Here is an 11,292-nt window from a genome sequence, read left to right as displayed (position 1 = left end):
GCCGCACGCCTCTCGATGGTCTGAAAAAGATGCTGGATAATAAAGCATGACCCGCTTGACGGCTAGGGCCGTCGGAGACCCTTGTAATGCCCGATCACGATGTACGCCTGCAACACTTGAATGTCTGGCTCGATGAACAACTGGCAAATCTGTTCCAGGCCCAGGGCTGGGGCGAGGTGCCGCAAGGCAGCCTGACTGCCGCCAGCAGCGATGCCAGCTTCCGCCGTTACTTCCGTTGGGAGGCCAATGGCCGCAGTTTTATCGTCATGGATGCACCGCCGCCCCAGGAAAACTGCAAGCCCTTCGTGGATATCGATCATTTGCTGGCCAGTGCCGGCATCCATGTCCCGAACATTTATGCGCAGGATCTGCAGCGTGGCTTTCTGCTGCTCAGTGATATGGGCAACCAGACTTACCTGGATGTCATTGATGCCGACAATGCCGACACCTTGTTCAATGATGCGGTTGACGCACTGTTAGCGTTCCAGCGGTTACCCATGACGGCGCCATTGCCCAGCTATGACGTCGCGCTGCTGCGCCGCGAACTGGAGTTGTTCCCTGAGTGGTACGTGGGGCGGGAGCTGGGGCTTGCCTTCAGCGAGGCGCAACACGCGGCCTGGCAGCGTGTGAGCGGTCTATTGATCGACAGTGCGCTGGATCAGCCCAAGGTACTGGTGCACCGCGACTATATGCCGCGCAACCTGATGCTCAGTACCCCGAACCCGGGCGTGCTGGATTTTCAGGATGCCGTGTATGGCCCGGTCACCTATGACATCACCTGCCTGTTCAAAGATGCGTTTCTGAGCTGGCCAGAGGCCCGCGTAGCCGGTTGGTTGCGTGATTACTGGCAGCGTGCGCAAGCCCGGGGCATCCCTGTGCAAGGCGACTTTGACAGTTTCCACCGTGCCAGTGACCTGATGGGCGTGCAGCGCCACCTGAAGGTGATCGGCATTTTCGCGCGGATCTGCCACCGCGATGGCAAACCACGCTACCTGGGTGATGTGCCGCGTTTCTTTGCTTATATAGATGCAGTGGTTGCCCGTCGTCCGGAGCTTGCTGAACTCGGTGAGTTGATCACGCAGTTGCAGCAGGCAGCCGGAGTGCGGTCATGAAGGCAATGATCCTGGCTGCGGGAAAAGGCGAGCGCATGCGGCCGCTGACGCTGCATACCCCAAAGCCCTTGGTGCCAGTGGCGGGGGTGCCGTTGATCGAGTATCACCTGAAGGCACTGGCTGCCGCCGGGTTCAAGGATGTCGTGATCAATCACGCCTGGCTTGGCCAGCAGATTGAAGACTACCTGGGTGACGGTGCGCAGTGGGGGCTTAGCATTCAGTACTCGGCGGAAGGTGAACCACTGGAAACCGGCGGGGGTATCTACAAGGCGTTGCCACTACTGGGTGATGCGCCGTTTGCGCTGGTTAACGGCGATATCTGGACCGAGTTTGACTTCGCCCGCTTGCGTCAGCCCTTGGCGGGTTTGGCGCATTTGGTGCTGGTGGATAACCCCGGGCATCACGGCAAGGGTGATTTTCGTTTGGTCGATGGCCGGGTGCTCGACGCCGAGGCGGGGGCTGACACCCTGACCTACAGCGGTATTGCCGTGCTTGATCCGGCACTTTTTGCCGACTGCCAGCCAGGCGCGTTCAAACTGGCGCCGCTGTTGCGCCAGGCGATGACGACGGGGCAGGTGAGCGGCGAGCACTTCGCTGGCCATTGGGTGGATGTGGGCACGCTTGAGCGTCTTGCCGATGTCGAACGCATCATGACTGTCGAGCGTCGCTGAGATGTTGTGGCCGAGCACAGTGATTGGTGCTGGGGCGGGTTTCGCCATTGCCAGCATTCCTGGGGCCTTGCTGGGGGCGTTACTTGGTCAGGCGATGGACCGCCGTCTGCAGTTGCATAGCTGGGCGCACGTGCGTGAGCGCTTGGGTGGTCGCCCCGTGTTGCGTGACGATGAGGTGTTGTTTCTGCTGTTGGGGCGGTTGGCCAAGAGTGACGGCCGAGTGGTGGAGGGGCACATTCAGCAGGCACGGCAGGAAATGCAGCGCCTGGAAATGAGCGATCCGGCGCGGCGCCGGGCGATTGCGGCGTTCAACCGGGGCAAGAACGGACGGGAGCGGCTCGGGCGCTATCTGCGTCGCCTCAAGCAGCAACCGCATGCTGCCGAAGGGGTTTTGCGTGCGTGTCTGCGGATGGTCTGGGCTGATGGCCGGGCCAGCCCTCATGAACGTGAGTTGATTGTGCAATGGGGGCAGGCGTTGGGCTGGTCAGCCGCCAAGGTGAAGGCCTTGACGCAGGACTATGAACCTCAGAAAACCGCGCTGGGCAGTGCCACCCTGGCGTATCCGGATGCGCTGAAGTTGCTGGGTGTCGAGGTGGGCGCAGCGCCTGAGCAGATCAAGCGTGCTTATCGGCGCTTGTTGAGCCGTCACCACCCCGACAAATTAGTGGGTAGTGGCGCGAGCCCTGAGCGTGTGCGGGAGGCGACCGAGTACACCCGTGATCTGCATCAGGCTTACTCGGTCATCCGCACGCGGCAGGGATTTTAGTTGTCCTGGCTGGGGCTCAACCAGCCACGGACCCGGCGAAACAGGTTTTCCTGTTCGGCGTTGCGGTTACCGGGCATGGCAGTGAGGACCACTTGGTGGTAGTTGCTGCCTTTTAGCCGTTTGCTGGCTTGTAGTCGCTGCTCGGCCGCCTTTCGGGCTCGTGGCTGGTTGTAGTAGAAATCGGCCGTCGGCAGCTTCAGCCCCGGTGCCAGGGCCGTCAGGTTCTGGTCCGCAGTGGCCGGTGTTTGTGCTTCGACCATAACAAGTTTTTGTACCTGCGCCGGTTGGCGTTCATTCAGGTAGCGAGCAGCCCAGTAGGCCCCCGTGCCATGTCCGAGCAGTACAACGCTACGGGCATTCTGTTGCTGCGCGTAAGCGACGGCCGCATCCAGGCGAGCAAAAATCCGTTCGGCATCGGCGTTGCTTTGAGCTTCCGGCGTTTTTGCCGGTTCGCTGTTATCGGCACTTTCGCCTTCGGCGGCCGTGGCTTGTTCAACGCTGGCATTGGCGTCGGCAGGTGTGTCTTTGGCCGGTGCCTGCTGGCCTTCTGCGCTGGGCTCTGCGGGCTTGGCCGGTGGTTCGGCCCTGGGTTGCGGGCTGTCAGCCAGCAGGTCGGGCAGGCTCAGGCTAAGGCTGTGCCAACCGGCATCCGGAAATTTGCGCCGTAGTGGGCCAATAGCCTTTGGCCAGTCTGCGGTTTCGCCGGCACCCGCAAGAATGATCAATGCTCCTTCCGGGTCGCCGCTATTGGCGGGCTTCCAGAGGGCCAGAAAGCTCTCGCTGCCGGCTTGCAGGGTTTGTTGTTCTTCTTTTGGGGCTTGGCGCTCAAGTGCCAAGGCATCGTCCTGGCTGCGTTCATTCAGGGCTTGGCGCTGCACAGGCGCGGGCTGTGCCTCTTTCGCCGGCTCTGGCGTTTCGCCATCTGCGGCGTGTAGGGTACAAGGTAGTATCAAGGACAGGCATAACGCAGGAAGCGTTGTGCGATTCAGTGGGAACATGGATCTATCCAGGCCAGATTATTACCGGCAGCCTAAAGGTATTTGTCCGGGACGGCCATGCTCTGAGGCCGTCCGTTCTATGACGAGATTCAAGATGAAGCGTTTGCGCTGCTTGTGGTTTATCGGCTGTTTTTGTCTGCCCTTTATCGTGTGGGCCGCACCGGCATCGACAACGCCGCCGCTGCAGCTGGATCCGGCTCAACAGCAGTGGCTGGACGAACATCGCAGCCTGCGTGTGGGTTTGGTACTGCAAGCCCCATATGCTCAGTTCGACCGCAGGCTTCAGCAGCTTTCGGGGGTTAATGTCGAGTTGATGAACTGGCTCGGCAAGCGTTTGGGGCTGGACCTGACATGGCGTAACTATCCTGACCAGTCGGCGCTTGAGCACGCGCTGGTGGGCGGCGAAATCGATATGGCCCCAGGCCTGACCCAAACGCCTGCGGGCTTGCGCTTATGGTTGTTCAGCGACCCGTACATGCGTGTGCCGCAGCTGATTGTCGGCCCGCGTAATGGTGCCGTAGCGGTGGACCTGGAAAAGCTCAGCAGTACGGACCGCGTGGCTGTGCGCATGCCCAGTGCGGTGGCCGATTATTTGCGCAGCACCTATCCCAATTTGAATGTGCAAGGTGTGCCACTGGAGCGCCAGGCTCTACAGCTGTTGCTCACTGAACAGGCACGCTACGCGGTGGTGGATGAAGCCCAGCTCAGCCGTCTGTCTCGCGAGAACGAATTCAGCGAGCTGGCGGTGGTCGGTGATATTGGCTTGCCGCAGTTGCTGCGTATCGGCTCGCGACGTGACTGGCCGCAGTTGGCGGAAATACTTGAGCGGGGGCTGCAGGCGATTCCGCCCAAAGACCTCGAGAAACTGCACAACCGTTGGCTGCAGCCCAAGTACCCGCGCCTGAGCGAGTCGCCGGGTTTCTGGCAAAACCTGAGCCTGCTGCTGCTTGCGTTGTTGCTGAGCGCCATGGCCATTGTGCTCTGGCAGCGGCGTCAACAGCATGCGCTGGAACATAGCCTGCTCGCCGCGCGCGACAATATTGCCCAGCGTTTGGCGCGAGAACAGGCGCTGCGTTTGAGCCAGTTCTCGATTGATCAAAGTACCGTCGGCATTCTGTGGGTCAACTGGGACAGCCATGTACGTTATGCCAACCGCGCAGCCGAAGCGATGCTCGGTTATGCGTCGGGGCAGGTGGTGGAGCGCCCGTTGATCGATTTCGAGCCCAATCTGCACATGGATCGCTGGTTGACGCTGTGGAAGCGTGCGCGTTCCTGTGACGAAGCGGCGCAACGCTTTGAAACCGAATGCCTGCGCGCTGATGGCCGACTGTTGCCGGTGGATGTTTCGCTGAGCTTCCTGCGTTTTCGTGATGCCGAGTACTTGGTGGTGTTCCTGACCGATGTCACCGAGCGTCGCCGTGCATTGGCGGCGCAACAGGAAAGCGAGGCACGGCTCAAGGGGATTGCCGCCAACGTCCCGGGCCTGGTGTTTCGCCTGGAGCGGGATCCGCCTGTTGGTCTCTTGGAGTTCCCCTACATCAGTGAGGGCAGTGAGGCACTCGTTGGCTATACGCCGGCTGAAATCCAGCGCCCGCATATGGGCTTGCGCAGCCTGGTTCATCCGGATGACCGTGCCCATTATCATCAGGTCCAGGACCGAGCACTTGAGACTGACAGTGACTGGGCCTGGCAGGGGCGAATCGTTACGCGTCAGGGCGACATACGCTGGGCCGACATCAAGGCCACCGCGCGGGCACTGGGCGATGGGCGTGTGGTCTGGGACGGCATCGTGTGGGACATCACCCAGAGCAAGGTGATCGAACTGGAGTTGGCGCGCTCGCAGGAGCAATTGCGTGAGCTGTCGGCGCACCTGGAAAGCGTCCGGGAGGAAGAGAAGGCCCGCATCGCCCGCGAGGTGCATGACGAACTGGGCCAAATGCTCACCGTACTGAAACTGGAAACATCGATGTGCGAGCTTGCTTATGCCGACCTCGACCCCGGCTTGAATGAACGCTTGGCGAGCATGAAACGCCTGATTGCCCAGCTCTTTCAACTGGTGCGCGATGTAGCGACGGCATTGCGCCCGCCGATCCTCGACGCCGGGATCGCTTCGGCAATCGAATGGCAGGCGCGTCGCTTTGAGGCGCGTACGCAGATTCCTTGCCTGGTGGAGGTGCCTGAAAACGTGCCGCCCTTGAGCGATGCCAAGGCTACGGGGTTGTTTCGTATCTTGCAGGAGGCGTTGACCAATGTGATGCGCCACGCCCAGGCGCATACTGTAGAGATAAGCCTGACCGAAGATGAGCAGCAGCTATGCCTGACCATCAGTGATGACGGTATTGGTTTCGCCATGCACGATAGTCGCCCGAGTTCCTTCGGGCTGGTTGGTATGCGCGAGCGGGTGCTGATGCTGGGCGGCACCATGACACTCAACAGTGAACCGGGCGAGGGCACCAGCCTGAGCGTGCGGATTCCCTTGGATTAACACAGGAGCAGGGCCGTGATACGAGTACTGGTTGCTGAAGACCACACCATTGTGCGCGAAGGCATCAAACAATTGATCGGCCTGGCCAAGGACATGCAGGTGGTGGGCGAGGCCGCCAATGGCGAGCAGCTACTCGATACCTTGCGTCATACCGAGTGCGAAGTGGTGTTACTGGACATCTCGATGCCAGGCGTCAATGGTCTTGAGGCGATCCCGCGTATCCGGGCGCTGAACAACCCGCCGTCGATCCTGGTGCTGTCGATGCATGACGAAGCACAGATGGCTGCACGGGCGCTGAAGATTGGCGCCGCCGGCTATGCAACCAAGGACAGTGACCCTGCCTTGTTGCTGACGGCGATTCGCCGGGTGTCTTCAGGGGGGCGTTACATTGATCCCGACCTGGCAGACCGAATGGTCTTTGAGGTAGGCCTGACGGACGCTCGCCCCCTGCACTCGCTGCTATCCGAACGTGAGTTTTCGGTCTTCGAGCGCCTGGCCCAGGGTGCCAATGTCAACGACATTGCCCAGCAACTGGCCCTGAGCAACAAGACCATCAGCACGCACAAGGCGCGGCTGATGCAGAAGCTCAACGTCAACTCGCTGGCTGAGCTGGTTAAGTACGCCATGGAGCACAAGCTGCTCTGACTGTTCTGAATACGACACCTTGCGTCGGCCCATCGGGCCCTTCCCACGCTGTCCTGCCGGGGGCGGCATTGGTTGGGGGGCTCCAGTAGCGTCGGCGGATATCTAAAAACGCCATCCTTGTAGGGCAATCCCTACAACAACCCTTCCACCCGGCTGATGTCAATCTCTCTCCACCCCCGATTTGCGCTGCCTTTTGCCTTCACTAGGCTTGTGTTACGGCAGTCATCCAACAAAAAGGTACGGGTATGAGTGAGGTGAATTCGAGCGCTGCAACCGGCGAAGTGCTGGTCAGCTTCCGTGGTGTGCAGAAGAGCTACGATGGCGAGTCGCTAATCGTCAAAGACCTCAATCTGGACATTCGCAAAGGCGAGTTTCTCACCTTGTTGGGGCCTTCGGGCTCGGGCAAGACTACCAGCCTGATGATGTTGGCTGGCTTTGAGACCCCGACCGCTGGCGAGATCCAACTGGCGGGTCGCTCGATCAATAATGTACCGCCGCATAAACGTGACATCGGCATGGTGTTCCAGAACTATGCACTGTTCCCGCACATGACCGTTGCCGAGAACCTGGCGTTCCCGCTGACCGTGCGCGGCCTGAGCAAGACCGACATCAGTGAGCGGGTCAAGCGTGTGCTGAACATGGTTCAGCTCGATGCCTTCGCCCAGCGTTATCCGGGCCAGCTCTCCGGTGGTCAGCAGCAGCGTGTGGCCTTGGCCCGGGCGCTGGTGTTCGAGCCACAGCTGGTTCTGATGGACGAACCGCTCGGCGCGCTGGACAAGCAGCTGCGTGAACACATGCAGATGGAAATCAAACACCTGCACCAACGCCTTGGCGTGACCGTGGTGTATGTGACCCACGACCAAGGTGAAGCCTTGACCATGTCGGATCGGGTGGCGGTGTTCCATCAAGGCGAGATTCAGCAGATCGCCGACCCACGCACCCTCTACGAAGAGCCGAAGAACACCTTCGTTGCCAACTTCATCGGTGAGAACAACCGTATCAATGGCCGTTTGCTCAGCCAGAGCGGTGACCGTTGCCAGGTGCAACTGGCGCGTGGCGAGAAGGTTGAGGCGCTGGCGGTCAACGTCGGTCAGCCGGGCGAGCCTGTAACCCTTTCGATTCGCCCTGAGCGCGTGCGCCTCAACGGTCATAGCGAACATTGCGTCAACCGTTTCTCCGGCCGCGTGGCCGAATTCGTCTACCTGGGTGACCACGTAAGGGTGCGCCTGGAAGTCTGCGGCAAGGCCGATTTCTTCGTGAAGCAGCCGATTGCCGAACTCGACCCAGCCCTGGCTGTGGGCGATGTGGTACCGCTGGGCTGGGAGGTCGAGCACGGTCGCGCGCTCGATCCGATCCTGGAAGCCCATTGAGGTTTGCTTCACCAACCCTGCACTGTGGAGAGAATAATAATGCTCAAGCACTTGAAGTTGACCGCCCTTTCTTTGGGCCTGTTCGCAGCAACCCAGGCCATGGCGGCGGCCGATCTGACTGTGATTTCCTTTGGTGGCGCGAATAAGGCAGCCCAGACCAAGGCGTTCTACGAGCCTTGGGAAAAGGCTGGCAACGGCAAGATTGTTGCGGGTGAGTACAACGGTGAGATGGCCAAGGTCAAAGCCATGGTCGACACCAAAAGCGTGTCCTGGAACCTGGTCGAAGTCGAATCGCCAGAGCTGGCGCGTGGTTGCGACGAAGGCATGTTCGAGGAGCTCGACCCGGCGCTGTTCGGTGATGAGTCCGACTATGTTCCCGGTGCCATTCAGCCGTGCGGTGTAGGTTTCTTCGTGTGGTCCACGGTGATGGCCTACAACGCCGACAAACTGAAATCTGCGCCAACCAGCTGGGCCGATTTCTGGGATACCAAGAAATTCCCGGGCAAGCGTGGCCTGCGCAAGGGCGCCAAGTACACCTTGGAATTCGCCTTGATGGCCGACGGTGTCGCGCCGAAGGAAGTCTACAAAGTGCTGGCGACCAAGGAAGGCCAGGATCGCGCCTTCAAGAAGCTTGATGAACTCAAGCCAAGCATCCAGTGGTGGGAAGCCGGTGCTCAGCCACCGCAGTACCTGGCCTCGGGTGACGTGGTCATGAGCTCGGCCTACAACGGTCGTATCGCCGCCGTTCAGAAAGAAAGCAACCTGAAGGTGGTGTGGAACGGCGGTATCTACGACTTCGACGCTTGGGCCATTCCAAAGGGTGCCAAAAACCTTGAAGAGGCGAAGAAGTTCATCGCCTATTCGGTCAAGCCAGAGCAGCAGAAGACCTACTCCGAAAACATCGCTTACGGTCCGGCGAATTCGAAAGCTGTCGCCCTGTTGTCTGACAGCATCAAGAAAGACATGCCGACCACCCCGGAAAACATCGCCAATCAGGTGCAAATCGACGTGGCGTTCTGGGCCGACAATAGCGAGCAACTGGAGCAACGCTTCAACGCGTGGGCAGCCAAGTAAGCCGTGCTGATGGCGCGTCACCCTTCCGGTGACGCGCCTTTTGATCAAGTTTTTCGGAGTTCGCTATGGCCATCGCAGTGCCCCTGAACGAAGGCACCGGTCCTTCCCTCAAGCGTCGCCTGGCGCATGCCGAGCGGGTCAACCGCTGGAAGGCGCAGGCATTGATCGCACCTCTGGCAGTGTTTCTGCTGCTGGTGTTTCTGGTGCCTATCGCGGCGCTGTTGTACAAGAGTGTCGGTAACCCTGAGGTGGTCAGCGGCTTGCCGCGTACCGTCGTTGCGGTCAGCGAGTGGGATGGCAAGAGCCTGCCGGCCGAGCCGGTGTACAAGGCATTGGCCGACGACCTCGCCGAATCGCGCAAGAACCAGACCTTGGGCGACCTGTCCAAGCGTTTGAACATGGAGCTGGCTGGCTACCGTAGCCTGTTGGCCAAGACTGCCCGTGCCCTTCCGTTCAAGGCCGAGCCGGCTTCTTATAAAGAAGCGCTGCAGGAGTTGGACGAGCGTTGGGGCGACCCCGCCTACTGGCAGGCGATCCGCCGTAACACCAGTAGTATCACCCCGTTCTACCTGTTGGCTTCCCTGGACCATCGTATCGACGATCTGGGCGAGCTGGCCCCGGCTACCCCTGACCAGGCGATCTACCTGGACATTTTCGCCCGTACCCTGTGGATGGGCTTCGTCATCACTGGCATCTGTCTGCTGTTGGCCTATCCGTTGGCGTATCTGCTTGCCAACCTGCCAACCCGCCAGAGCAACCTGCTGATGATCCTGGTGCTGTTGCCGTTCTGGACCTCGATCCTGGTGCGTGTTGCCGCCTGGATCGTGCTGTTGCAGTCTGGTGGTTTGATCAACAGCGCACTGATGGCGATCGGCATCATCGACAAGCCACTGGAGTTGGTGTTCAACCGGACCGGTGTGTACATCTCCATGGTGCATATCCTGCTGCCGTTCATGATCCTGCCGATTTACAGCGTGATGAAGGGCATTTCGCCGACTTACATGCGTGCAGCCATCTCGCTGGGTTGCCATCCTTTCGCCAGCTTCTGGCGGGTGTACTTCCCACAAACCTATGCGGGCGTTGGCGCAGGCTGCCTGTTGGTGTTCATCCTGGCGATCGGTTACTACATCACCCCAGCGTTGCTGGGTAGCCCGAACGACCAGATGGTCAGCTACTTCGTCGCCTTCTACACCAACACCAGTATCAACTGGGGTATGGCCACGGCGCTGGGCGGTTTGCTGTTGCTTGCCACCGTGCTGTTGTACTTGATCTATAGCTGGCTGGTCGGTTCAAGCCGCCGTCGTCTGAGCTGAGGAGCCTTTCCATGTTGAGTCCTTACATGTCGCCTATCGAGCGGGTCTGGTTCTACAGCTTGCGTATCCTCTGCGGGCTGATCCTGCTGTTCCTGGTGTTGCCGGTGCTGGTCATCATTCCACTGTCGTTCAACTCGGGCAGTTTTCTGGTCTACCCGCTGCAGGGCTTCTCGCTGCACTGGTATCAGGACTTCTTCGCTTCGGCGGAGTGGATGCGCGCACTGAAGAACAGCATCATCGTTGCGCCAGCGGCCATGGTGCTGGCAATGGTCTTCGGTACGTTGGCCTCGATTGGCCTGACCCGTGGCGACTTCCCCGGTAAATCGCTGGTGATGGCATTGGTGATTTCGCCGATGGTGGTGCCGGTGGTGATCATCGGTGTGGCCAGCTACCTGTTCTTCGCACCGCTGGGCATGGGAAACAGCTTCATTTCGCTGATCCTGGTGCATGCCGTGCTGGGTGTGCCGTTTGTGATCATCACGGTTTCGGCAACCCTGCAGGGCTTCAACCATAACCTGGTGCGTGCAGCGGCCAGCCTGGGTGCATCGCCATTGACAGCGTTCCGCCGTGTGACCCTGCCATTGATTGCACCTGGCGTCATTTCCGGAGCCTTGTTCGCCTTTGCGACCTCGTTCGACGAAGTGGTGGTCACCCTGTTCCTTGCTGGCCCGCAGCAGGCGACCTTGCCACGGCAAATGTTCAGCGGTATCCGTGAGAACCTGAGCCCGACCATTGCGGCGGCCGCGACCTTGCTGATTGCATTCTCGGTGCTCCTGCTGCTGACCCTGGAATGGTTGCGTGGGCGTAGCGAAAAACTGCGCACCCAGCAGCCGGCTTGATGCCTGTGCCCCTCAGGTG

The 11,292-nt window shown here is 60.1% G+C and carries 10 protein-coding genes; 9 read left to right on the top strand and 1 reads right to left on the bottom strand.

The window, feature by feature from the left end; all coding sequences use genetic code 11:
- Positions 1-86: 86 nt before the first annotated feature.
- Genes AB7M23_RS04130 through AB7M23_RS04120 form a run of 3 tightly spaced genes read left to right on the top strand, consistent with a single transcriptional unit; the run spans position 87 to position 2,549 of the window.
- Positions 87-1,112: an aminoglycoside phosphotransferase family protein gene (locus AB7M23_RS04130; RefSeq protein WP_454240251.1), complete on the top strand. Its 1,026-nt coding sequence runs from the start codon at positions 87-89 to the stop codon at positions 1,110-1,112.
- A complete protein-coding gene (murU, locus tag AB7M23_RS04125) occupies positions 1,109-1,783 on the top strand; it encodes an N-acetylmuramate alpha-1-phosphate uridylyltransferase MurU (RefSeq protein WP_454240250.1) in 675 nt (224 codons plus the stop codon). The genes AB7M23_RS04130 and murU overlap by 4 nt, the downstream gene beginning before the upstream one ends.
- A 1-nt stretch (position 1,784) precedes the next feature.
- Positions 1,785-2,549: a TerB family tellurite resistance protein gene (locus tag AB7M23_RS04120; RefSeq protein WP_102052160.1), complete on the top strand. Its 765-nt coding sequence runs from the start codon at positions 1,785-1,787 to the stop codon at positions 2,547-2,549.
- Here AB7M23_RS04120 and AB7M23_RS04115 read toward each other — a convergent pair.
- The gene (locus AB7M23_RS04115; RefSeq protein WP_454240249.1) at positions 2,546-3,547 is read right to left on the bottom strand and encodes an alpha/beta hydrolase family protein; all 1,002 of its coding nucleotides are present in this window, start codon (positions 3,545-3,547) and stop codon (positions 2,546-2,548) included. The two genes, AB7M23_RS04120 and AB7M23_RS04115, sit on opposite strands and share 4 nt — an antisense overlap.
- Positions 3,548-3,641: 94 nt before the next feature.
- Between AB7M23_RS04115 and AB7M23_RS04110 the strand changes: the two genes are divergently transcribed.
- From AB7M23_RS04110 to AB7M23_RS04085, 6 genes are all read left to right on the top strand, one after another.
- A complete protein-coding gene (locus tag AB7M23_RS04110; RefSeq protein WP_330522815.1) occupies positions 3,642-6,032 on the top strand; it encodes a PAS domain-containing sensor histidine kinase in 2,391 nt (796 codons plus the stop codon).
- A gap of 15 nt (positions 6,033-6,047) precedes the next feature.
- Positions 6,048-6,677: a response regulator gene (locus tag AB7M23_RS04105; protein WP_065759023.1), complete on the top strand. Its 630-nt coding sequence runs from the start codon at positions 6,048-6,050 to the stop codon at positions 6,675-6,677.
- A 245-nt stretch (positions 6,678-6,922) separates the two neighbouring features.
- Positions 6,923-8,047 carry an ABC transporter ATP-binding protein gene (locus AB7M23_RS04100; RefSeq protein WP_102052157.1) on the top strand — a complete coding sequence of 375 codons (1,125 nt, stop codon included), beginning with the start codon at positions 6,923-6,925 and terminating at the stop codon, positions 8,045-8,047.
- A gap of 39 nt (positions 8,048-8,086) precedes the next feature.
- On the top strand, positions 8,087-9,121 hold the full coding sequence (locus AB7M23_RS04095; protein WP_065759021.1) for an ABC transporter substrate-binding protein: 1,035 nt from the start codon (positions 8,087-8,089) through the stop codon (positions 9,119-9,121).
- Between the two features lie 65 nt (positions 9,122-9,186).
- Positions 9,187-10,434 carry an ABC transporter permease gene (locus AB7M23_RS04090; protein WP_065759020.1) on the top strand — a complete coding sequence of 416 codons (1,248 nt, stop codon included), beginning with the start codon at positions 9,187-9,189 and terminating at the stop codon, positions 10,432-10,434.
- A gap of 11 nt (positions 10,435-10,445) precedes the next feature.
- A complete protein-coding gene (locus AB7M23_RS04085) occupies positions 10,446-11,273 on the top strand; it encodes an ABC transporter permease (RefSeq protein ID WP_065759019.1) in 828 nt (275 codons plus the stop codon).
- Positions 11,274-11,292: the final 19 nt, after the last annotated feature.

This window comes from Pseudomonas sp. HLS-6 TE3448 (genome assembly GCF_053629555.1).
This window is presented reverse-complemented; position numbering and strand designations above follow the sequence as displayed.

Coding starts and splice junctions, on each gene's coding strand:
- AB7M23_RS04120 (WP_102052160.1), top strand. CDS start 1,785: ATGTTGTGGCCGAGCACAGTGATTGGTGCTGGGGCGGGTTTCGCCATT.
- AB7M23_RS04085 (WP_065759019.1), top strand. CDS start 10,446: ATGTTGAGTCCTTACATGTCGCCTATCGAGCGGGTCTGGTTCTACAGC.
- AB7M23_RS04115 (WP_454240249.1), bottom strand. CDS start 3,547: ATGTTCCCACTGAATCGCACAACGCTTCCTGCGTTATGCCTGTCCTTG.
- AB7M23_RS04090 (WP_065759020.1), top strand. CDS start 9,187: ATGGCCATCGCAGTGCCCCTGAACGAAGGCACCGGTCCTTCCCTCAAG.
- AB7M23_RS04100 (WP_102052157.1), top strand. CDS start 6,923: ATGAGTGAGGTGAATTCGAGCGCTGCAACCGGCGAAGTGCTGGTCAGC.
- murU (WP_454240250.1), top strand. CDS start 1,109: ATGAAGGCAATGATCCTGGCTGCGGGAAAAGGCGAGCGCATGCGGCCG.
- AB7M23_RS04130 (WP_454240251.1), top strand. CDS start 87: ATGCCCGATCACGATGTACGCCTGCAACACTTGAATGTCTGGCTCGAT.
- AB7M23_RS04110 (WP_330522815.1), top strand. CDS start 3,642: ATGAAGCGTTTGCGCTGCTTGTGGTTTATCGGCTGTTTTTGTCTGCCC.
- AB7M23_RS04095 (WP_065759021.1), top strand. CDS start 8,087: ATGCTCAAGCACTTGAAGTTGACCGCCCTTTCTTTGGGCCTGTTCGCA.